19 protein-coding genes are annotated in these 23,936 nt (G+C 41.0%); 15 read left to right on the plus strand and 4 right to left on the minus strand.

The features are described from left to right. Positions 1–135: 135 nt before the first annotated feature. The 4 genes from V7659_RS10100 to V7659_RS10115 all read left to right on the plus strand — a co-directional run bounded on the left by V7659_RS10100 (position 136) and on the right by V7659_RS10115 (position 4,297). Positions 136–1,401 carry a Glu/Leu/Phe/Val family dehydrogenase gene (locus tag V7659_RS10100; RefSeq protein WP_335539856.1) on the plus strand — a complete coding sequence of 422 codons (1,266 nt, stop codon included), beginning with the start codon at positions 136–138 and terminating at the stop codon, positions 1,399–1,401. Between the two features lie 90 nt (positions 1,402–1,491). Beyond that, the gene (locus tag V7659_RS10105; RefSeq protein ID WP_335539829.1) at positions 1,492–1,746 is read left to right on the plus strand and encodes a biotin/lipoyl-binding protein; all 255 of its coding nucleotides are present in this window, start codon (positions 1,492–1,494) and stop codon (positions 1,744–1,746) included. Between the two features lie 132 nt (positions 1,747–1,878). Beyond that, complete coding sequence (locus tag V7659_RS10110; protein ID WP_335539831.1) at positions 1,879–3,249, plus strand: sigma-54 interaction domain-containing protein; 1,371 nt, start codon at positions 1,879–1,881, stop codon at positions 3,247–3,249. 325 nt (positions 3,250–3,574) lie between these two features. Then, a complete protein-coding gene (locus V7659_RS10115; RefSeq protein WP_335539832.1) occupies positions 3,575–4,297 on the plus strand; it encodes an amino acid ABC transporter ATP-binding protein in 723 nt (240 codons plus the stop codon). Positions 4,298–4,333: 36 nt separating this feature from the next. Here the strand turns inward: V7659_RS10115 and V7659_RS10120 are convergent, their stop codons facing one another. After that, a complete protein-coding gene (locus V7659_RS10120) occupies positions 4,334–4,600 on the minus strand; it encodes a zinc ribbon domain-containing protein (RefSeq protein WP_335539833.1) in 267 nt (88 codons plus the stop codon). 16 nt (positions 4,601–4,616) lie between these two features. Further along, positions 4,617–5,123: a hypothetical protein gene (locus V7659_RS10125; protein ID WP_335539834.1), complete on the minus strand. Its 507-nt coding sequence runs from the start codon at positions 5,121–5,123 to the stop codon at positions 4,617–4,619. Between the two features lie 154 nt (positions 5,124–5,277). Between V7659_RS10125 and V7659_RS10130 the strand changes: the two genes are divergently transcribed. The 3 genes from V7659_RS10130 to V7659_RS10140 all read left to right on the plus strand — a co-directional run bounded on the left by V7659_RS10130 (position 5,278) and on the right by V7659_RS10140 (position 11,301). Next, positions 5,278–6,948: an acyl-CoA dehydrogenase family protein gene (locus tag V7659_RS10130; protein WP_335539836.1), complete on the plus strand. Its 1,671-nt coding sequence runs from the start codon at positions 5,278–5,280 to the stop codon at positions 6,946–6,948. Between the two features lie 238 nt (positions 6,949–7,186). Continuing rightward, positions 7,187–9,940 (plus strand): dynamin family protein, encoded by a 2,754-nt coding sequence (locus V7659_RS10135; protein ID WP_335539838.1) that lies wholly within the window; start codon positions 7,187–7,189, stop codon positions 9,938–9,940. A gap of 134 nt (positions 9,941–10,074) precedes the next feature. Continuing rightward, the gene (locus tag V7659_RS10140) at positions 10,075–11,301 is read left to right on the plus strand and encodes an RtcB family protein (RefSeq protein ID WP_335539840.1); all 1,227 of its coding nucleotides are present in this window, start codon (positions 10,075–10,077) and stop codon (positions 11,299–11,301) included. Between the two features lie 77 nt (positions 11,302–11,378). Here the strand turns inward: V7659_RS10140 and V7659_RS10145 are convergent, their stop codons facing one another. Then, complete coding sequence (locus tag V7659_RS10145; RefSeq protein ID WP_335539858.1) at positions 11,379–12,335, minus strand: D-2-hydroxyacid dehydrogenase; 957 nt, start codon at positions 12,333–12,335, stop codon at positions 11,379–11,381. Positions 12,336–12,544: 209 nt separating this feature from the next. Here V7659_RS10145 and V7659_RS10150 point away from each other — a divergent pair, with 209 nt between their 5' ends. Together V7659_RS10150 and V7659_RS10155 are read left to right on the plus strand one after the other, a co-directional pair. After that, on the plus strand, positions 12,545–13,756 hold the full coding sequence (locus V7659_RS10150) for an MFS transporter (protein ID WP_335539841.1): 1,212 nt from the start codon (positions 12,545–12,547) through the stop codon (positions 13,754–13,756). A gap of 396 nt (positions 13,757–14,152) precedes the next feature. After that, positions 14,153–14,920, plus strand: a complete 768-nt coding sequence (locus V7659_RS10155) for a 3-hydroxyacyl-CoA dehydrogenase (RefSeq protein WP_335539843.1) — start codon at positions 14,153–14,155, stop codon at positions 14,918–14,920. A gap of 45 nt (positions 14,921–14,965) precedes the next feature. Here V7659_RS10155 and V7659_RS10160 read toward each other — a convergent pair whose 3' ends face one another. Then, a complete protein-coding gene (locus tag V7659_RS10160) occupies positions 14,966–15,172 on the minus strand; it encodes a zinc ribbon domain-containing protein (RefSeq protein WP_144552693.1) in 207 nt (68 codons plus the stop codon). Positions 15,173–15,314: 142 nt separating this feature from the next. Here V7659_RS10160 and V7659_RS10165 point away from each other — a divergent pair, with 142 nt between their 5' ends. The 6 genes from V7659_RS10165 to V7659_RS10190 form a co-directional block, all read left to right on the plus strand. Then, on the plus strand, positions 15,315–17,060 hold the full coding sequence (locus tag V7659_RS10165) for a sigma 54-interacting transcriptional regulator (RefSeq protein WP_335539846.1): 1,746 nt from the start codon (positions 15,315–15,317) through the stop codon (positions 17,058–17,060). Positions 17,061–17,227: 167 nt separating this feature from the next. After that, positions 17,228–18,763, plus strand: a complete 1,536-nt coding sequence (locus tag V7659_RS10170) for a class I adenylate-forming enzyme family protein (RefSeq protein ID WP_335539848.1) — start codon at positions 17,228–17,230, stop codon at positions 18,761–18,763. Between the two features lie 174 nt (positions 18,764–18,937). Next, the gene (locus V7659_RS10175; protein ID WP_335539850.1) at positions 18,938–20,083 is read left to right on the plus strand and encodes an acyl-CoA dehydrogenase family protein; all 1,146 of its coding nucleotides are present in this window, start codon (positions 18,938–18,940) and stop codon (positions 20,081–20,083) included. Between the two features lie 14 nt (positions 20,084–20,097). Then, positions 20,098–21,255: a thiolase family protein gene (locus tag V7659_RS10180; protein WP_335539851.1), complete on the plus strand. Its 1,158-nt coding sequence runs from the start codon at positions 20,098–20,100 to the stop codon at positions 21,253–21,255. Positions 21,256–21,393: 138 nt separating this feature from the next. Further along, on the plus strand, positions 21,394–22,968 hold the full coding sequence (locus V7659_RS10185; protein WP_335539852.1) for a fatty acid--CoA ligase: 1,575 nt from the start codon (positions 21,394–21,396) through the stop codon (positions 22,966–22,968). Positions 22,969–22,983: 15 nt separating this feature from the next. Continuing rightward, the coding region (locus V7659_RS10190) for a CaiB/BaiF CoA transferase family protein (RefSeq protein ID WP_335539854.1) at positions 22,984–23,936 on the plus strand (953 nt) is incomplete at its 3' end.

Here is a 23,936-nt window from a genome sequence, read left to right on the forward strand (position 1 = left end):
CCGGACCGCCCGCGAACCGCACGTGCCTGGAGCGGAAATCAACAACCAAGTTTAACAGAGCCTATTAATATAAAAACTAATAATCTATTATACGACGGGGTGTCAGGCATGTCAGTGAAACCAATGGTAACTGAAATGGAAAAACAACAACAAGAAGAACAAGAATCCTTAAATCTATTTAATTCAACTCAAACAATCATCCAACAGGCATTAACTAAATTAGGCTATAACAATGAAATGTACGAATTATTAAAGGAACCGATCCGTTTATTAACTGTCCGCATTCCAGTAAAAATGGATGATGGTTCTGTCAAAATATTTACAGGCTATCGTTCTCAGCATAATGATGCGGTCGGTCCAACTAAAGGCGGTGTCCGTTTTCATCCAGAAGTGGATGAGGAAGAAGTAAAAGCTTTGTCCATTTGGATGAGCTTGAAGTGCGGTATAACCAATCTTCCGTATGGCGGCGGTAAAGGCGGGATCATCTGTGATCCTCGCAACATGTCTTTTAGAGAGCTTGAAAGCCTAAGCCGCGGCTATGTCCGGGCGATTAGCCAAATTGTTGGCCCATCGAAAGACATTCCTGCACCCGATGTTTATACAAATTCACAAATCATGGCATGGATGATGGATGAATACAGCCGTTTACGTGAATTCGATTCACCAGGTTTTATTACTGGAAAACCAATCGTCCTCGGCGGATCGCAAGGTCGTGAAACAGCCACTGCACGCGGTGTAACTATTTGTATAGAAGAAGCATTGAAGAAAATTGGTAAGGAACTTCAAGGAGCGCGAGTTGTCATTCAAGGTTTTGGAAATGCCGGAAGTTACTTGGCGAAGTTTATGCATGATTCTGGGGCGAAGGTAGTTGCCGTTTCCGATGTGTATGGTGGTATTTACGATCCAAATGGATTAGATATTAATTACTTGCTTGATCGAAGGGATAGCTTCGGTACCTTCTCTAAACTATTTAAAAATACCATCACTAACCAAGAACTACTAGAATTAGAATGTGATATTCTTGTTCCGGCAGCCATTTCAAACCAAATCACTGCCAAAAATGCGGCCAATATTAAAGCTCCTATTGTTGTCGAAGCAGCCAATGGTCCTACAACATTAGAGGCAACCAAGATTCTCACTGAACGTGGTGTCATCCTTGTACCAGACATTCTTGCAAGCGCGGGCGGAGTAACTGTCTCTTATTTTGAATGGGTACAAAATAATCAAGGTTATTATTGGACCGAAGAAGAAGTAGATGAAAAGCTTAAAAAAGTAATGGTTGATTCTTTTGAAAATATCTATCAAACAGCTAAAACACATCAAGTAGACATGCGCTTAGCGGCCTACATGGTTGGCATCAGAAAAGTTGCAGAAGCGTCTCGTTTCAGAGGATGGGTATAAAAGAAAATATAAGACGAATCTCCCAACGTTTGGACGGAGAAATCTTGATCTATTCAATGACTGTAAGTAATTAAAAAGGAGTGAAGAAATTTGTCAGTAACGGAAGAAGCTATTTTCAGTCCATGTTCTGGTACTGTAGAAACTGTTTTTACCGAGGAAAAGAATCATGTATATGAGTGGGAGAAATTGTTTTTAATTAGAACACAGAACGGGAGAATGGAAGAGATTTCAATCGGGATAAGCGGGCATATCACCTCTTTACCTGTCAAAGAGGGTCAAGAAGTAAACACTCAAACCGTCCTAGCAACCATCCAAGATGATTTGATAATTACAGGATCTGATTAAAGTAGTTGCTTTAAAGAACTCTTTTCGATTATTCGGAAAGAGTTCTTTTGCATTTTTTGCTCATTTTACATAAATTTTCTTTGCATTTGTTTTCCTGTATACTTGAAGAGTTCCACGTTAGGAGGTCGAATCTTGAATATTAATTTAAAGGATTTTCAGCAATTAACCGATTTTGATAATGTGTTAGTGGTAGATGAACATGGAATTATTATCTTTAATGATCTGGCAGACTTAAATGTACTTAAAGAAATTGGCCTTAGACCTGAAGAATTCATGGGAAAACATGTTACTTCACTTTATAAGAACCTATCACATGAAAATAGTACGATCATGAACGTTTTAAAAAATGGCAAAGCGGTTTGTAATGTAAAACAAGAACTAGTCATAAAAAATGGAAATCCTTTAGTTACCATCAATTCAACTTATCCAATTATAAATAATGATAAAATTATCGGCGCGATTGAATTTTCCAAACACTTTTATACAAAAGAAAACATCCATTCTTTGGACAAATTTGCAGGTCATAAGGTCTATCGGCGAAACAATACCATCTACACCATCGATGACATTATTTCCGTAAATCCAAAAATGGAGGCTATTAAAAATAAAATCAAGAAGATTTCGAAGACTAACTCCACCATATTGATCAATGGTAAAACAGGGACTGGAAAAGAAATGGTGGCACAGTCTATTCATAATTTGAGCGAGCGTTATGGTGGACCTTTTATCTCACTCAACTGTGGTGCAGTTCCTCCTAATCTACTGGAAAGTACCTTGTTCGGAACGATGAAAGGCAGCTTTACTGGTGCGGTCGCCATGCCGGGACTATTCGAACAGGCAGAAGGAGGCACCTTATTTTTAGATGAAATCAATTCCCTAGATTTTTACTTGCAAGTCAAACTTCTTAAGGCAATTGAAGAAAAAGTAATCAGAAGAATTGGTGGAGATAAAAATATTCGTGTCGATATTCGTGTGATTTCAGCAACCAATGAAGATCCAGATGTTCTTGTTGCTGAGAAACGGTTAAGAGAGGATCTTTTTTATCGCTTGGGAGTAATCCAGATCGATTTGCCTACTTTAACAGAGCGGAAGGAAGATATAGTAAAGCTGCTCGAATATTTTATCGATTTTTATAACAATAATATGAATATTTATATCGAAGGCTGCCAGCCTGAGGTGATTGATTGTTTCAAACGCTACCCATGGCCTGGGAATATTAGGGAGCTGAAAAATGCGGTGGAAACGGCATACAATAACGCCTCTACCGATCAAATCACAATGGAAGACATACCTAAAAGAATGAGGGTATATCAACAATCCACGTTAATTGAAAGTGAGGATACCGATTTTCATTCTTTAAAAGACGCGGTTGAAAACTATGAAAAGAAGTTGATTTTGAAGGAATTAACCAACACGAACGGAAAATTAACCGAGGCAGCTAAACGCTTAGGACTTTCCAAACAATTATTAAAATATAAAATAGACAAGTATCAATTAGCATAAATAACATGTAGCGGCTATGGATTGCTCAAAATCTATAGCCGCTTTTTTTTACATGTTTGTAGTAAAAATATTTTTACTAATGTGTAAAATTTTTTACAACATTAGCCTCTTGCTAAGAATACGGTTTTTAAGAAGATTCGAAAGGTAAAAAAATAGATTACAAATGAAACGAAGGACAGAGTGGGATTTTTGGCAGATATACTACAAAATCTAAGCTGTAACTATCTAAATAGTTAAAATATTGTATAGATTGGCACGAATCTTGCACTATAAAATAAGAAAGAGAAACTACAGTACATAGTTTAGTAGAAAGGGGAAACCATTAATGATTCAGATTAAAAGAATTGTAAAATCCTTTGGTGCCTTAACCGTTTTAAAAGGCGTGGATTTAACTGTTAATGAGAAAGAAGTGGTTGTTTTAATCGGGGCGAGTGGTTCAGGAAAATGTACATTATTACGCTGCTTGAATTTTTTAGAAGTGTATGACGAAGGGGAGATTCGGATTCAAGGGGAACAAATCATCCCCGACAAAACGAATCTCAATAAAATTCGTGAAGAGGTTGGGATGGTTTTTCAACACTTTAATTTATTTCCTCATAAAACCGTTCTGGAAAATATTATTGAAGCACCCGTTTCTGTCAAAAAGAGAAAAGTGGATGAGGCAAAGCAACACGCTTACCAATTACTAGAAAAAGTAGGATTACGGGATAAAGCAGATGTCTATCCTGATCATTTGTCTGGCGGTCAGAAGCAAAGGGTCGCAATTGCCAGTGCTCTTGCCATGAAGCCGAAGATTATGCTCTTTGATGAACCAACGTCCGCGCTAGATCCTGAAATGGTCGGTGAGGTTTTGGAGGTTATGAAGGACCTCGCTAAAGAAGGAATGACGATGGTGGTCGTGACTCATGAAATGGGTTTTGCTAAAGAAGTGGGTGACCGTGTTATTTTTATGGACGGTGGTTTGGTGGTTGAAGAAAATATACCAAGCGAATTATTTGATCATCCGCAAGAAGAACGAACCAAAGCGTTTTTAAGTAAGGTTTTATAATTAAAAGGGAGGCTAAAAGCCTCCCTTTCGTATGTTCTATTTCCCTTGATTCCATCTCTCAAGCTTCGGAATGTTCCTTGTAAACATCCCGGCGATGAACCTCGGCATCCCGAATTCAACGATTTTTTCTTTCACTCTTTCTTTCATTTCCTCTACGGTAATATTAGGTAATGTGAATTCCCCATTTATATAGCAGTGGCTGCAGTATTTGTTGCTCTTCGTACCGTCCTTTTCTGTACCTCCCCCAAGTTCATCTTTTGCTAACGGCATTCCACAGCTTTGACAATTTTTATATGTAGTCATTTCAACTCTCCATTCCTTATTCCAAATCAAAAACTTCGACAATTCGGTCTGCTTTTTTCCGGTTTTGACATAGTTTAAATAATTTTTCCAAAAATATATCTACTTCAAGTGTCGAGGTGGGCAGTTTGATATGGATGGTAGTTGAACCAAACATTTGCTTAAAATAGGCTTTTCTTTGATTGTTTTTTCCATCTCTTTTAAATGGCTTATATGTCCAGACAATATGAGGAACACCGTCTATTTCTTGAATTTGTCGTATCTCTGCGCAAGTCGTGGAACGGTCATGCGCATAAATGACTAAGTAATAGTTGTCATTTCGGTGCCAATCAATGAATACAAAGTAATAGCCAGTATCAGTATCTGACCTAGTAATCTCAAATGCGGCGAGGGTAGGTTTGCCATTTGTCCATTGATGAAATTTCTGCAAACGGCCACCCGAAGTTTCAAGTTTTTTTGTCTCAAAGACCACTGAAGATGCGTTCTCGATAAAGTTAGCTAAAAAGAGAGCTTGTTCCTTTTCCAAAGATGATTTCCCCTTTATGTATTTGAACCAATTATACGTTGAAAATGGGTAAAAAAGAAAGATGTCCAAAATTACCCTGAATTCATTTTTAACAAGAAAGGAAAGTGTTATACTTAATTTATTGACTATTCTGAAAATATGGGGGGGTTCCAAAATGAACTTTTATAAAGAAGATTTATCGTTTCAATACTTGCTTAAAGAGTTACTCGATCCATCCTTTTTCGAATTTGCCGACAAAGAACTTACTGCTTTTGGTGAGAAATGCGCCACCGTTATTGACTCGCGGGCAAAGTTTACGGATAGGGAAGGACAGCCGCGCTTAATTAAATATGATGCGTACGGTGAAGATGTTTCTGAAGTATGGGTGAACGAGGGTTACCTGAGAACCGTAGAAGATACCTATAATACCGGGATTGTCGGCTATGTTCATAAAGAGATTCCCTCGCTTGGGGAGAAGGGAAATTACATTTATTCTTACGCCCAGGGGTATTTGCTCTCACAAACAGAACCAGGATTTTACTGTCCGGTCACATTGTCAATGGCCACAGCTTATTTACTTAACCAGTATGCTTCTGAAGAAATTAAGGAACGGTTTTTGCCGAATGTCCTTTCTACAGGAGAAGTTCCGCTTTATGAGGGGGCGACTTTCCTAACAGAGCGTCAAGGGGGCTCGGATGTTGGTGCCAATGAGACGAAAGCGGTGGAAAGTAGCAATCATTTCAAACTTTATGGAGAAAAATACTTTGCTTCCAATGCCGGTATGTGCGGGGTGGCTATGGTATTGGCACGAAAAGAAGGCGCACCAGCTGGAACGAAGGGGCTGACGTTATTTGCCGTACCATGGCGGAATGAGGATGGCACGCTAAATGGCATCCGGATCCGCCGCTTAAAAGATAAACTTGGAGTCAGGGCCGTCCCTTCAGCTGAGGTCGAATTCGATGGTGCCAATGCTTTTGTGGTTGGGGATCCTGCGAAAGGTTTCTACTATATGATGGAAGCTCTTAATCTCTCAAGAGTCTGCAATGCCGTCGCCTCCCTAGGATTGATGAGAAGGGCTTATCATGAAGCAAAGGAATATGCCATTAGAAGGGATGCGTTCGGCAGTAAACTCGCTGACTATCCAATGGTTAAGGATACACTGACAAGGCTCGCTGTAAAGTTGGAAATTGAAACCCGCACCGTTTTCACGTATCTTCCATTATTTGAACGAGTCATGAACAATCAAGCAAGTCAGAAAGAGTCCATTCTTAACCGTCTCTACATTGCTCTTTTAAAAAAAGAAACGGCAGAACAAGCGATTCACTATTCGCATGAAGCCATCGAAATGCACGGCGGCAATGGATATATTGAAGATTTTGTGACTCCAAGATTGCTGCGAGATGCCCAAGTTCTAACTGTATGGGAAGGAACAGCCAATATTCTCGGGTTAGAGGTCCTGCGTTTAATGGAGAAGTATAAAGCGGATGAACTGTTTTTAGATGAGATGAGTCAGCGCCTGCGGGGTGTCGCCCATTTGCCTTCTGAATGGACGTATTTAGTAGAAAATAAGTTGATTCAGTTACAGAACTTATCAAAATCATTACGGACGGCTTCGGCGGATCAAAAGACTTTTCATTCGAAAAAGGCTGCCGAACTTATGGTGAAAATTTTCGAAAGCATTGTGGCGCTTGAGCAGGCTGCCAGCGGGGACACGCGTGCCATCAAGGTAATGGAGATCTTTCTAGAGGAAACATGGAAATCGTCGTATTTGTTCAATGAAGAAATGAAGACAGTGAATTATTTTTCTGAGATTGTCTTGAATGCAAAAACAGTGGCTGTTAGATAAGAAAGGTCTTTAGTAAGCTTGCCCTTTCCGGGCAGGCTTATTATAAGTTCTGAAAAATATGTAAAAAGTTCTACTTTGTCTCCAAAATGAAATATAACTGACATCCTTTTAAAAAATTGCTCTGGTAGAATCGTAATAATTGAGACTTAAAATCGGATAATCCGTCGAATAGTATAGAGAATAATTATGGCTCTTTTCCATATGAATGACAGAGAGTGTTGTAATTGGAGGGACAGAAATGACATTAGAGACGCAATTAAAACTGAAAACGTATTATAAAATGTTCATCAATGAACATGAGAATATTCATCCGATTGAAGTCCTTGGTGAACTGTTTCAAGAGGAAGCATGTAAGGATCTGCCGAATCTATCATCAATTCGCTTTGCTCAGGGAGAAGTGTATTTCCATCATAAAGATTATGAAGCAGCCATTTTTAAATGGGAAAATATTATTAATGAGCTAGAACCATGGGCGAAGAAAAACACAGCTGATGCATATTATCAGTTAGGCCTGTTATCAACAGCAGAAGATCTTTATTGTGCGATCACAAGTGATAATCTCACATTAACTACCGAAGTTGCCTTACAGTTATTTTCGTTGTATATCGAGCGAGGAAAGCTTGACCTGGCATTATCAGTAATCAAAAAAACTATTGATGCAAACCCAGATTATCCAAACGTGACGGAAATTGCTCGCACGTTTTTTGAAGAGCAGCAAGATTGGAATAATGCCATAGAGCTTGCTGTAAACGAAGCCATCCGAACGGGTTCGTTAGAATGGTTTGATATGATCATTTCGTATGTGGAAAAGGGGGTAACTCGAAATCATGCGCCGAGTTATTTTTCCCAGGCTGTCCATTTTTTGTTTAGCCTAGATCAAAGAAAATTCGAGCAGCTTATTTCCACTCTTTGGGATAGCTATAACAATGAAGAAATCTATTTTACTTGGATAAGGGAATTGAATCATTTGTTATTAAGCCTTGACATTCATCGTGATGACAACTTATCTGAGCTTTCAGGACTCCATAAAGAAGCATTTTTTAGCTTTATCGATGGCAGGTATTTCATAAAAAATCTCCAGGATTTTATTCCAAACTTTCTTACGAATTGGCTCCGTCTCGCAGACAAAAAAAATGTCGTCCTTTCAGCGGCAGCCGTTCTTTCTTGGAATGAACTGTTTCCAGCGAGTTTAAGTATGTCAATCGTTAATGAAGCTGAGAAATTAATTAGTATAACGGAAACGGATATGGATGAACTTGAAGAGTGCCTGACACTCTTTGATGCCATTACGAATTGGGCCCAAGCCAATGATATGGGTGAGAATAATCGTGTAAAATGGATTGTTCAGCAATTAGTGAATTTTGACACACAACATTTGCTTATTACCGGGTTAAGCGGCAGTGGAAAATCGACGTTTGTTAATACAATTCTGGGTGAAGACCTGCAGGATAGCCCGACTTCTTCACTGGTCATGTTTAAAGACTCCGAAGAGGAAGAAATCACGGAAATTACGGATCGAGAGATTTCTAGTTTATCCGGCTTTTCTGATTTCCAAGAACGAATGGACCGCCGCCGTAACGCGTTGGAATCTATTATTGAATTTAAGCGTCCAAATGCCTTTTTGCAGGAAAATAAGATCGCACTTTTAGATACTCCAGGATTAAAAGGAAACTATAATGATTCTTATGAAGTGTTGAAGAATCTGCAATTGGCTGATACGGTCCTCTTCGTACTTGATGCAAATGCAGCGTTTACAGATAAAGAACGTTCTGTGCTTGCAAAAATTCAAGAGTTAGCACCTGACATTCCTGTGCATTTTCTGCTCAGTAAGATGGACACGATTGCCAATGAGCAGGAGGCAATCAGTGTATTTGATGAAACAAGGGCAAGAATTCAATCGTATATACCTGATGCATCCGTATTTGCCTTTTCATCGCAATATGAGAATCGCCAGCAGTTAAAAGACTTACAAGAGTTTATCCACTCCATTAAAAATACAAGAAATATGGAAGATAAACGTTTGGCAAAGCTATTGTTCTATATTCGTGCAACGATTGCCAGCCTGATGCAAAAACGGGTGGATGTTGAAAATCAATTGATTGAATCAGTCCGCTGGAATGAAGAAATGCTCCAGAAATTAACGGGCGCAATCAATCAACTGAAGGATACAGAAAATCAAAAAGCAAAAGATATTGTGCAGTCTTACCGTGCCATCAAAAATACGGTTGCAAAAGATATTTCAGAGACGGTTCCAAAAATGCTTCAAGAGTGTTCCACCTTCATTAAAGAAGACAGTAATTTTAGCAAGGTTCATATAGAACTTAATGAAGTGATGAACAAAAAACTAGAAGAGTACTTAGACCAGACGGTGCTGCCTAAATATTATCGCTTATTGCAAGAATGGATTGATGGGTGCAAAGAGGAGTTTGTACAAAGTCAAGAATTTCTAAATGAAATTGGTGAAAGCTTTAATCGTATGTATGGAGAAGAACGCCTCGTGCTTGATTGTGATTTTAAGGTAATTGACGATTGGCACCGCGACACCGACCGGATGACAAGTCGCTTCCAGTTGGAAACTGTTAATATCCTGCTGCGCAGAACCCCGTCACAATTTTTATTAAAGAGCGCTGGGAAGTTGTTTGGGGCAATATCCCAAAATAAAGCGATGCTTTTTAATAAGTACAAAGCATTTGTGGAAAATGAGGATTATTCAGAAGCTATCTCTGTAGTGAATCAACAGTTTTTCCAGCAATTTGAACTGTTTGAAAAGTCGCTTGAGCGCGATGTAACCCTGTTTTTCAAGAGTCCATTGCAGCTGTTAAATCATTCCGCGGAAGAGGCACAAGCTGGAATACAGGCGAACCAAGAAATGCTTACGAATATGAATACCAATCCAGAGATGTTCCGTGATCCATTAACACTGTTTGAGGTTAGATTGCGTCAATTTGAGTGGATGACCGTGGCTGGTAAGGGAATGCAGACCGTTTATTAATAAGGTGGAAGAAGGAAGATGTCAAAGGGCATCTTCCTTTATCATTAAGAAAAAAATGTCGTACGAAAATCGGTTGCCCGAAAGCACATAAGATGGTAGCCTATTGGTAATCTGCTTTAAGGGAGGGAAAACAAGTGATTAAGGTAACGGGTACACAAACAGAAGCAAAGGTATTTTCAAACTATCCTCAAGAAACAGCCCTTGAGCAAATCAAAGAACTTTGTAATCAAGCATTTTTAAAGGATACAAAGATTAGTATCATGCCAGATTATCATGCGGGCAAAGGCTGTGTAATTGGTACGACCATTCAGTTAAAGGATAAGGTTGTCCCGAATCTAGTTGGTGTGGATGTCGGCTGCGGCGTGCTAACCGTCAAGCTTCAGGATAAAAAGGTTGATTTTAATCAATTGGATCAAGTAATCCGTACGTATGTCCCGAGTGGGCAGGAAGTGCATAGTGATGAGACAGTTGGATTTATTAACACGAGTTTTCCCGCCATTCAAGAATTCCAAGCAGAGCACATCTTAAGTGAAAATAGAAGCCGTTATAGCTTAGGGACACTAGGGGGCGGCAATCATTTTATAGAAGTTTCTGTTGATGCCGATGGTTACCACTATTTAACGATTCATACTGGAAGCCGTTATGTAGGAGCTAAGATTGCCACTTATTATCAAAAGGTAGCTATCTCAAAACTTCGTCAGCAGGATCTTTCTGGACTTATTGACCAATTAAAGGCGGAAGGACGCCAAAAAGAAATCCAAGCCATGATCCAGAGCTATAAAGAAAAGAATCCGGTTATTCCAAATGACCTAGCGTATTTGGAAGGTGAGGATTTTCATAATTATATGCATGATATGAAACTTGCACAGGCATTTGCAAAGGCAAACCGGGAAGAGATTGCTAGAGCGATTACGGCAAACATGGGATTTGAAGAGCAGGACCGCTTCGATACGGTGCACAATTATATTGACACCGAGAACTTAATTTTACGAAAAGGGGCAGTTTCTGCACAAAAAGGGGAGCGTCTTATCATTCCAATTAATATGAGAGACGGGTCGATTTTAGCAGTCGGTAAAGGGAACGATGACTGGAATCACTCGGCCCCCCATGGAGCAGGCCGTGTTCTGAGCAGGACGAAAGCGATAAAAACTCTTAATATGGATGATTTTCATAAAACCATGGAAGGCGTCTGGACGACGTCTGTTTCAGAAGAAACCTTAGATGAGGCGCCAATGGCCTATAAGCCGATGAATGAAATTTTAGAAAAGGTCGAGGAAACCGTTGATATTGCTAGCTTCATTAAGCCCGTATATAACTTTAAAGCCAGTGAAAAGTACACACCTGGAAAATATAAAAAATGATGGAACAAGAAAGGGTGCCTCAAGGTTGAGGCACCTTTCTTGTTTAAATGGATAATGCAGGAAAAAATCATTACATGTTAATAACCTTTCGAAAAATCTACAAGATTAATTGGTGGAACCTTACCAGAAAGATAGGCTTTTAGGTTAGGAATTAATATATTCTCAACTACCCGCTGATTATAATGTTCCGTTGAGCCAGATGTGTGAGGAGTGACGATTACATTTTCCATCTCCCAAAATGGGCTTTCATTACTTAACGGTTCCTTCTCAAACACATCAAGTCCAGCTCCAGCAATCGTTCCTTCTGATAAAGCCTGAATAAGATCAGCTTCTACCACAATCTCACCCCGGCCGATATTAATAAAAAATGCAGAAGCCTTCATTTGCCTAAATTGTTCCGCACCAAACATTTGATAAGTATCCTTTGTGAGCGGCAATGTAACCACTACATAATCACAGGCAGGAAGCAATTCACCTAATTGATTTGGAGTATACATTTCATCGACATTGTGGGCAGGCATTCCCGAGTGCCTGACACCAAGAACTTTCATGCCAAAGGCTTTCGCTATTTTTGCTGTTTCTCTCCCAATCGTTCCTACTCCAATGATCCCGATTGTTTTTCCGTGGATTTCTTGGCCCATATTGGCATGATGCCAAGTTTTTTTCTGTTGATTCTTGACGTATGTATGGATTTTGCGTGTTAAACCCAGCATCAATGCAAAAATTGTCTCGGAGATGGGATAGGCATGAACGCCATTGGCACTAGTTAAGAAGAAATCTCTAGAATTAAATTCTTCAAGAGGTAAATAATCAACACCAGCACTCCATGATTGCAGCCACTTAAGTTTGGATTGTGGGTCGAGACAGTATTCATCTAACCCCTTACTCCAGCCAGCGATAATTTCCGCATCCTTTACATGCTCCTGCCAAATTTGCTTATCCTTGCCAACAATCAATTCCCAATCAGGTATGATATCTTTAATTTGTGAAATATGAGTCTGATCAATATTGCGAGTGATAACCATTTTTTTCATCAATGAGGATTCCTCCATTTTGCAATGTTTACTCTAGTTAATGATAACGGAAATCAAAATAAATGATAAGATTTTTGTTGCAATGTTTTTCCAGAAAGCTAATATTCTTTTTCCAGTATCTGTGCTATTATTTAGTGATACGAAGTAAATATAGGTAAGTGAATGGGCTTGTTGAAAATTTTTTTAACGGAGTGAAGGGAGGGGACGGTTTGAAAGAGCGATTGTGGACGAAGTCGTTTATTATGCTCATGGTGGGAAATCTTTTTATATTTTTGTCATTTCAAATGCTCATTCCTACTCTGCCGCCATATATAAAATCAATTGGAGCTTCAGGGCTAGAGATTGGCTTAGTGACAGGATTATTTTCGATTGGCGCGGTAATCAGCCGGCCGTTTATCGGCTTTTTGCTTGAGTATAAGCCAAGAAAGTCGCTTGTTATAATAGGAGCCTTGATGCTCTTCCTAGTTACGATTCTTTATCCCATTTCACAGATTGTGGTGATTTTTCTGCTATTCCGTTTCGCCCATGGTCTTGCATGGGGGTGGTCAACCACAGTGAATGGTACTGCAGCGGTAGATGCAATCCCCAATTCGCGGCTGGGGGAAGGGATGGGTTACTTCGGGCTCTCCATGACCATTGCATACATTGTTGCTCCTAGTCTAGGAATCTTCATCTACAATTTGACTACTTTTTCAAATCTTATTTTTATTTCGGCGATATTAGGGGCAATTTCAATTATCCTGCTTACAGCTGTACGCTATCAAACTCCTCAGGCAGTGATAAATACACGTAAAGAAGATTTGAAGTTTTCTTATATAGGTTCTTCAGTTGAAAAATCAAGTTTATTTCCAGCCTTTATCACCATTATTATCAATTTAGGATATGGCTCCGTTGTAACATTTATTGTTATTTTTGGTGAAGAGCGCGGCATTGAACAAATCTTTTTATTCTATATTTTCAACGCGATACTGGCAACATTGGGGAGACCTTTTGCCGGAAGATGGTTTGATGAAAAAGGTCCGATCGGACTTGTTTTGTTCTGTACATTCTCTACGTTTGTTGGGATGTGGGTCCTTTCTTTTGCCCATTCCAACTTGTTTATAGCCATTTCGGGTGCCTTATTTGGTTTAGGATTTGGCTGCTTGATACCTACGCTGCAATCTTGGGCATTACTTATGACACCAGCTCATCGGCGAGGTGTGGCGAACGGGATGATCTTCTCGTCCATTGATTTGGGCTTGGGTTTAAGCGGGATAATATTTGGTGTCGCCGCCCAATTTGTTAGCACGGCATCCATTTTCCGAATTGCGAGTCTTTTTCTCCTAGCGGCCATTATCTTGGTTTTAATCATGGAAAGAAAGAAGCGATCTGGATTACGAGAAGACGTTGTGGCAAAGAAAAAGGTCAGAACCTCATTTTAATTGAGGCCTGACCTTTTTTATCTTTAAATATTCTCCCTTCTTTTACGGTTTTGCATTTTCATGACAATCAATCCAGCCAAAATTAAGCCAAGACCAGTAACCATATAGTTGTACATTGGAGATGCCGTATCCGGCAGCTCCTCTATTATAATCCTCCTTTTTTCGAATATTCAATATATATCATACTACAAAAAATGCAAATAGACCTATGAAATTAGATTCAGAGAATTCTCTTAATAAATAGTAGTAACATGTACAGGATTTGAACACTTAGCTGGCTTGTTTGTCCAAACAATAAACATTTTTGCGTTTAACTTCTGTACATGTATCTAGAGACCTTTTTGGCACTATACTTGCAAGATAATAAAGTATCATTCTTGTTTAGGAGGTTAAAAGATGCAAATAAATACTTGTCGGGCAGTTGTAACAGGGGGCGCTTCAGGGCTAGGAGAAGCGACGATTCGAAAGATTATTCAAAATGGTGGAAGGGCAGTTATTTTTGATCAATCTGAAGAAAAAGGTTTGCGGCTCCAAACAGAATTAGGGGAAGCCGTATTTTTTATAAAGGCTGATGTCACGAAAGAAGAAGACATTCAAGTGGCTGTTCATCAAGCAGCCGATTATATGGGCAGTATAAATACTGTTGTGAACTGTGCAGGGATTGGTATTGCGGAGAAGGTGATTGGCAGAAATGGTGCACATAATCTTTCACTTTTTTCAAAAGTCATTCATGTAAATTTAATAGGTTCGTTCAATGTGATTCGGATTGCTGCGGAAGTAATGACAGGGAATGAAATGAATGAACAAGGTGAAAGAGGGGTGATTATTAATACTGCTTCAGTTGCCGCCTTTGACGGGCAAATTGGCCAGGCAGCTTACAGTGCTTCTAAAGGTGGAATTGTCGGAATGACCCTGCCAATCGCAAGAGAGCTGGCCCGCAACGGGATTCGCGTCATGACGATTGCACCTGGGTTATTCCACACACCTATGTTTGATACACTCCCGCAAGAGGCCAAAGATTCGCTCGGAAAAATGGTTCCATTTCCATCAAGGCTCGGATATCCAAGTGAATACGCGCAACTTGTTCAAAGCATTGTCGAAAATCCGATGCTAAATGGAGAAACAATCCGGCTGGATGGGGCGATTAGAATGCAGCCGAAATAATTTTGGAAACAAGGGGGAATTCCATTAGGAATCCCCCTTAATCCATCATCCTCCAAAGAATAGGTCGATGATATTTGAAGCAGTGGATGTTTTTTTATTATAAAACTCTGAGTACCCACAGTTTTTGCAAAAGACAACAGTAAACGTGTTGTGTTGAAGATCAAACATCTTTGATAGACCCGTCCCTGTCATGGCTACATCTTTTGTTCCTGTATCTCTGCTGCCACATTTAATACAGCCTTTTTGGCTCATAAGCTCACTCCTCGAATAAATTCCTCTTTTTTAATTACGACTAATGAGGCTAAAAGTTCCCATGAAAAATAGATATTATTAAAATATTCAAAAATATCCTTCACTTTTGTTACAATAAGGATATGAAGAAAGGGGGGACAACATGGTCCAATTTAACGAGTTGATTACGCCAGTTGACTGCATGGTTACCGAGGATACAACACTATCTGAAGCTGTCCGTTTAATGAATAACATGAAGTGGAACTTGCTGCCAGTCATAGACACGAATAGAAAACTAGCAGGCGTTTTTACGCGAAGCGGGTTATTTCAAATGGTCCTGGAAGCGGCGCCCCTATCCACCCCTATCAAAACTTATATTAAAGAACAAGTTGAAACACTGCCGATTGACACCCCTTATGAAAGTATCGAAAAAATTGTAAAAAACAGCCATGTGGGTACCGGTGTAGTTATCGATCATCAAAACCATGTGGTAGGAATCCTCACGAAAACAGATATGGTCATGTCCCTGCTGCAAACCTCACAGGAATTAAATACAGTAAAAACCTTAAAAAGGACCTTAGAAACTGCTTTAGACCATGCTTACGACGGAATTGTCATGACGGATGAAAAGAAAAACATCCAGATGGTCAGTCCTCCTCTACTCGAATTATTTAATCTTAAACTTGAATCCGTTCTCTACAAATCAGTTGCCAAAGTATTGCCGGCACTCCACCTCGACAATGTCTATCAGACCGAAACAGCAGAGGTCAGTGGTTTTCTAGAGATTAATGGCATTAAATATATGGTCCATCGAATTCCAATCTTAGAGGGTGGGAAAGTCATCGGAGCGATTGGAAAAATAGTGTTCAGACAATTAAACGAGGTCAGTGAATTATTTAAAAAGCTGCAGAAAGCCGAGAATAAGGCCAGCTTTTATCATCAGCAATTTCAAAAGTCGGAGTCTGCTAGATTTACTTGGGAGCACCTTTTAACAGTGGATTCCTATATGGAAAAACTGAAGAAAAGTGCAGCCAAAGCAGCAAAGGGCCGGTCCACCATTCTTATTCGCGGAGAAAGCGGCACAGGTAAAGAGTTGTTTGCCCAGGCAATTCATAATTCTAGTGCAAGAAGTACAGGGAAGTTTATTGTCGTAAATTGTGCGGCGATTCCAGAGGATTTGTTAGAATCTGAGTTTTTTGGTTATGACGAAGGTGCATTTACAGGTGCAAGGCAAAAAGGCAAACTTGGAAAGTTTGATTTGGCTAATGGAGGAACCCTTTTCCTCGATGAAATTGGGGATATGTCCCTCTCATTACAGGCCAAACTGCTCCGTGTGCTTCAAGAGCGAGAATTCTATCGGGTTGGTGGAACGGTAAGAATTCAAGTAGATGTCCGAATCATTGCAGCCACCAATCGGAACTTGGAAGAAATGGTCAAAGAGGGCCTGTTTCGAGAGGATTTATATTATCGTCTCAATGTCATTTCATTGTACGTCCCACCGCTTCGCGATCGACTGTACGATACTGAGTATTTAATTGAGCGATTTATGATTGAATTGAATCAAATATTAGGAACCAGCATTACGGGAATGGATTACAGGGCAAAAGAAGCGATGCTAAGTTATTCTTGGCCTGGGAATGTTCGCGAACTGCGGAATGTGATGGAACGGGCTATGACCTTTGCAGAAAATGGGAAAATCATGCTTGAGGATCTTCCCGATTATTTAGTAAAGCAGGTCTCTATGATCGAGCCTTCTCCAAATATATCATTAGTTGAAAATGCCGAACTAGAAGCGATTAAAAAAGCACTCGTCCAAGTCCAGGGGAATAAGGTTCAAGCCGCTAGATTACTAGGAATCAGCCGATCCGGTTTATATGAAAAAATCAAAAAATATAAACTGCCTACATAGTGTCCATAAAATGGACACTATAATGTCCGCTATGTTTGGATGATACACATCTCGTCATTGAAAATTGACGTTTTTTTAGGATTGTTGAACTACAACATGATTTCTAGTTTATTGGCATAAATATTGCATAAATACTAGAGTAGTCTTTTTTAAAGGGGGATTCATTTATGAATATCGGAAGCTTACTAGCACAAACTGCCCGCAAGTTCCCTGAATTACTAGCGATCGTATGTGAGGGAAGAAGCTATACATATCGCCGATTTAATGAGGAAGTAAACCGACTTGCTAACGGCTTGTTGAAGCAGGGCGTCAATAAAGGCGACAAGCTCGCATTGATGATGAAGAATTCGGATCACTTTGTCTTGACCTTCTTTGCTGCTGCGAAAATTGGTGCAGTTGCCGTCCCGATTAACTTTCGCCTCACTGCTTCAGAGGTTCACTACATTTTAGACCAATCCGATACGTCTTTGGTTGTGTGTGATCAGGAGTTCGAACCCATCATTGCCGCGGCGAAACAAGGAACGGATGTCCGGTTGGTCATTACCGTCGGGGAACCAGAAACCACGGGTTACTATTCTTATCAAGGAATTTTATCGGAAAACAAGACAGAACCAGATGTGCAGGTGTCTGAGCAGGATGATTTAGAAATCCTGTACACTTCAGGGACAACAGGACGTCCGAAGGGTGCTCTGTTTGATCATAGTCAAATTTTTAAAGTAGGAAATGCTGTCGTTATTAACATGGGGATCCGGCAGCATGAACGCATTCTCCATCTTGCACCGCTGTTTCACTCAGCCCAATTAAACCTGTTTCTTATCTCAGGTGTAGCACTTGGTGCCACACATATTATCCATCGCGATTTTCATCCAGTAAAAACACTCCAAGCGATTCAAGAACACAAAATCACCCACCTTTTTGCCGTTCCAGCTATGTATAATTTTCTTCTACAGGTTCCTAATGCAGCAGATTATGATTTAACTTCTATACAGAGAGTCGGATACGGAGCCGCGCCCATGGCAACAGAACTAGTCAAAAAAACCATTCAACTCTTTAAAACGGATCAATTTTATAACCTTTGCGGGTTGACAGAAGCTGGTCCAGGCGGAATTCTCCTTGACCCAGAAGGTCACAAACACCATCTTGGCAAAGGCGGGAAACCCATTTTCTTAACAGAAACAAGGGTAGTCAATGAAGATGGCAAGGATGTATTACCTGGGGTGATTGGTGAATTTATTGTTCGCAGCGACATGGTGATGAAGGAATATTATAAAAAACCGGAAGAAACGAAGAGTACATTGAAAAATGGCTGGCTCTATACAGGTGACTTAGCAACAATGGATGAAGAGGGGTATATCACGTTAGTGGATCGTAAAAAAGACATGATTATCTCCGGCGGTGAAAATGTATACTCTGTTGAAGTGGAATCGGTTCTTTTTGAACATCCAGATGTCCTCGATGCAGCCATTATAGGTTTGCCTGATGAGGTTTGGGGAGAAGCGGTCTGTGCAATCATTGTACCGAAGGAAGGTACTGTAATTGATGAACAGGAATTAAAGAGTTTCTGTCGTCAAAAATTAGCAGGCTATAAGGTTCCTCGGCGAATTTTTATAGAAAAGCAGCTGCCGCGGAACGCTTCTGGGAAAGTACTAAAATATCAACTGCGTGAGATGATGAGGGATGTAAACATAATGAAGAACCTTTAGTTATGGATTATATTCCCAATAATTGAATAAAAACATCTGAGATTTGTATAAAAAGCCCAAGTTTATGTAAAAAAAACTATGGATTTGTAAAAATAACAGCCCAATTTGTAAAAAGGCCTTCACTAAAACATTAAAATTGTAAGCGTTCACAATTGGAAAGCGAGGTAATTTTAAATGAAACACCCCTACTTAAATGAAGAACATGAAATTTTCCGCAAATCCTTGCGAAAGTTTTTGGACAAAGAAGCATATCCCTTTTATGAGAAGTGGGAAGAGGACAGGATGATTCCCCGCTCCTTCTGGAAGAAGATGGGTGAACAGGGGTTTCTTTGCCCTGATATTGATGAAAAGTATGGCGGCAGTGAGGTCGACTGGGGATTCGCGGTGGTCATCAATGAAGAGCTGGAACGAGTCGGCTCAGGGTTAGTTGGGATTGGCCTTCATAATGATATTGTCGTCCCCTACATCACTGCCTATGGAACAGAAGAACAAAAGCAGCGCTGGCTGCCGAAATGTGTAACAGGTGAAATCATTACCGCGATTGCGATGACGGAACCAGGCACAGGCTCTGACCTCGCGAACATTAAAACAACCGCTAAACTTGACGGTGACCATTATATTGTTAATGGCCAAAAGACATTCATCACCAATGGAATTCAATCCGACCTCATTGTTGTCGCCGTTAAAACGGACCTAAATGCTGTACCAAAGCATAAGGGAGTCAGCCTTCTCGTCATTGAGAGAGGGGCACCTGGATTTTCACGGGGGAGAAAGTTAAACAAAGTCGGTCTCCATTCCCAGGATACAGCGGAATTAATCTTTGAAGATTGCCGTGTCCCGAAGGAAAACCTGCTCGGAGAGGAAGGCAAAGGCTTTCTTTATTTAATGGAAAAACTCCAACAGGAACGTCTGCTTGTCGCAATTGGGGCGCAAACCGCTTCGGAAGTGATGCTAAAAATGACGATCGACTATGTAAAAAGCAGAGAAGCGTTCGGAAGGCCAGTCAGCCAGTTCCAAAATACCCAGTTTAAGATTGTAGAAATGGCTACAGAAATTGAAATGGGCAGAGCCTTTTTGGACCAGTTAATTGCTGAGCATATTGAAGGGGAAAACGTAGTAACGAAGGTTTCGATGGCTAAATGGAAGCTAACCGATATTGCTAAAAGGGTTGCTGCAGAATGTATGCAACTCCATGGCGGCTATGGTTATATGGAAGAATACGAGATTGCGAGAAGATTCCGTGATATTCCTGTTTCCTCTATTTACGCTGGTACCAACGAAATAATGAAAACAATCATTGCGAAAAATCTAGGATTATAGAGAGGGAGATTAAGATGCGTGAAGTAGTAATTGTGGAAGGTGTACGTACACCAGTCGGAAGAAGAAATGGCGTGCTAAAAGATATCCGTCCGGATGATTTATCAGCGTTGACATTAAAGGAACTAGTCAATCGAGCGGGGATCGACCCGGCGCTTGTAGACGATGTAATTTGGGGGTGTGTGACCCAAGCGGGTGAGCAAGCAGGTGATATTGCTAGAGTGGCTGCGCTCATCGCGGGCTTCCCAATAGAAGTCCCGGGCACAACGATAGACCGTCAATGCGGTTCAAGCCAACAAGCGGTCCATTTTGCCGCACAAGCGATTTTGGCCGGTGACATGGACGTGGTGATAGCTGGCGGTGTGGAAAGCATGTCGCGTGTTCCGATGGGATCCAACTACAAAGGGGCTGAGGAACCTTTTAGCCCTAATTTAAGGTCGAAGTATGAAATGATCCATCAGGGCTTATCAGCCGAGCGAATCGCCGAAAAATATGGTTTTACCCGTGAGGTACTTGATCAATTTTCACTTGAAAGCCATCAAAAGGCACTTAAGGCGCAGGAAGAGGGGTATTTTTCGAGAGAGATTTTCCCAATCGAAGTAAAGCTTCCGGATGGCACAACGGCTGTTATCAAGGATGATTCTGGTCCGAGAAAAGGAACTTCTTTAGAGGCATTGGCTGGTCTTCGGACCTCCTTTAAAGAGGCTGGAGTGATTCATGCCGGTAACTCCAGCCAAATAAGTGATGGCTCAGCCGCGGTACTGCTCATGTCCCGTGAGAAAGCAGAAGAGCTAGGTTTGAAACCGCGCTTCCGTGTTCACACACGCGTAGTGGTCGGCTCAGATCCTACATTGATGCTGACAGGACCGATTCCAGCTACACAAAAGGCTCTAGAAAGGTCCGGCTTATCCATTGATGATATTGATGTATTTGAAGTCAATGAAGCTTTCGCCCCTGTCACACTTGCTTGGCTGAAGGAGACAGGGGCAGACCCTGCGAAACTAAATCCCAATGGCGGAGCAATAGCCCTCGGACATCCACTAGGCGGCAGTGGTGCACGTCTAATTGTGACGATGATGCATGAATTGGAGCGAACTGGCGGGCGCTACGGATTGCAAACTATGTGTGAAGGCCATGGGATGGCAAATGCTACGATTATTGAGCGCTTAGCGTAGGGTACCATAGATTCGCTGATAGATTATGAAAATTCGCTGATTGGCGACTGAAATTCGCTGATTGGCCAGGAAAATTCGCTGATTGACCAGAAGAAATAGCCGATAAACCAATATAAATTCGGTAACGGAGGCGTTCCAATGACGACAACGATTGGTAAAATCTTTGATTTGACGGTGAAAAAATATCCGAACAAACAAGCCATTTACGATGTCAGAAAAAATGTCCGCTATACGTATAAGGAATGGAGCGTGCAGGTGAATCGACTCGCCAATGCCCTCCTAAAAGAAGGGGTGCAAAAAGGCGACCGTGTCTCTACCTTCATGTTTAATACCGAGGAATTAGGGACTGCATTTTTTGCATGTGCAAAAATCGGTGCTATCTTCAATCCAATTAATTTCCGCTTAACGTTAGAAGAAGTTGCCTATATTCTTTCAGATGCTACTCCAAAGGTCGTTCTTTTTGAAAAGGCCTTAGAGCCTGTCATCTCAGCGATTGCGAGTCGTTTTGAGAAAACCTCCTTTTGGTTTATCGATGAAGAAACGCCTGCGTATGCTGCAAGTTATCAGGAAAAACTGGCCGCTTCTTCATCCGAAGACATTCATGCAGACGTGAAAGAAACCGATCTTTATGCCTTTATTTATACCAGCGGGACAACGGGAAGGCCAAAAGGAGTCATGCACACCCACCGTAATGTGGTCGACCAAAGTGTATTCTGTATTGCATCATGCAAACTAAGAGCAGAAGATGTAGGTCTCGTCACAGCACCGATGTTCCATTGCGCTGAACTCCATTGCGCCTTTCTGCCAAGGATTCATGCAGGAGCAAGTAATGTCATTTTGCATCAATTCAATCCAAAAGCGATCCTCCCATTAATTGAAAGAGAAAAAATCACAAAATTCTTTGCAGCGCCAACTATGTGGAACATGCTCCTTCAAGAGGATCTTAGCAAATATGACTTGTCTAGTTTAAAGCTTGGTTTATACGGTGCGGCCCCAATGGCGCCCGCACTTGTTCATGCTCTCCATGACAAACTAGGAATCCAGCTGATTCAAGCCTATGGAATGACTGAAATGGGTCCAGCCATTACCTTCCTGTCAGAGACGGACCAATTGAGGAAAGCAGGTTCTGCTGGTCAAGCAGCCCTTAGCCATGATATTCGGGTGGTTCGTACGAGAGAAGACGGTCCATCAGATCCTGATGATATTGTACCAGTCGGTGAGACCGGTGAGATTATTGTGCAAGGACCATGTATGATGGTGGGATATTTTAACAGGGAAGAAGCGACGGAGAAAGCATTGTATAAAGGATGGTACCATTCCGGAGATATCGGTTATCTTGATGATGAGGGGTATCTATATGTCAATGACCGTGTCGATGACATGATAATTAGCGGTGGCGAAAATATTTATCCAAGGGAAGTAGAGGACATCTTACATGCCCACAATGGTGTCCTGGATGTGGCAATAGTTGGCCAGCCGAATGACCGCTGGGGAGAGACGGTTACGGCGTTTGTTGTCAAAAAAGATCCGAAGGTCACGGAGCAGGAACTGGATGAATACTGCAAAAACTCTGACCAGCTCGCTAATTATAAACGTCCGCGACAGTATGTATTCTGTGAGGCTTTGCCGCGAAATGCCAGTGGTAAGATAATGAAATTCGTTTTAAGAAAACAATTGGAGGAGCTTTTTGCTCCAGGCACTACAAATTCGTAAGAGAGGGACCTAACTATGTTAAAAGGTATTAAAGTTATTGATTTTACGAACTACTTGCCAGGTCCTTTCGCCACATTACGTCTTGCTGAACTGGGAGCGGAAATCATTAAAGTGGAGCCCCCTGAAGGGGACCCTGCCCGGCATACGGGACTTTCCAAACACGGGAATGGTCTGGTTTTTCTTGCTAACAACCGTCAGAAAAAAAGCATTACCCTTAACTTAAAGGAGAAAGATGGGTACGACACCGCACTTAAATTAATTGCTCATGCTGATGTCGTCCTCGAAAGCTTTAGACCAGGGGTAATGGAAAAGCTCGGTTTAGGATATGAGGCGGTTCAAAAGGTAAAGCCAGATATTGTCTACTGCTCGATATCCGGCTATGGACAAAAAGGGCTGTTAAGTAAGCTTGGTAACCATGACCTCAATTATATGGCGTTAAGTGGAGTATTGGCCCAGTTCAAAGACAAAGCGGGCAAACCTGTCCATCCTTCGATTACTTTGGCCGATTATTTAGGCGGCTTTGCGGCCAATGAACGAATCTTAGCTGGACTTGTTTCGAGAACCTTAACAGGAAACGGAAGTTATCATTCTATTTCCATTACCGACCAGCTAGTATCTTTATTAGGGAACCATATCCTGGTTGAACAAGAAACCGGAGCAGGAAATGGCATTGATGTACTTAGCGGAAGCATTGTTTCTTACGCCTTATATGAAACAAGCGACGGGAGGTTCATGAGCATTGGCGCGCTCGAACCGAAATTTTGGGCTAATTTTTGTCAGGCTCATGGTCGCGAAGAATGGATTGGAGCCCATTATTCCACAACAACTAATGCTAACCCTGTTTATCTGGAACTCATGGCTCTTTTTAAAAGTAAAACCTTCTATGAGTGGATTGAATTTGCCCAAAAGGTTGATTGTTGTATGGCCCCCGTACTTGAAATTGGGGAGCTGGTTACTAATCCCTACTT

The organism is Neobacillus drentensis, from assembly GCF_036966985.1.
Taxonomy (GTDB): domain Bacteria; phylum Bacillota; class Bacilli; order Bacillales; family Cytobacillaceae; genus Neobacillus; species Neobacillus drentensis_E.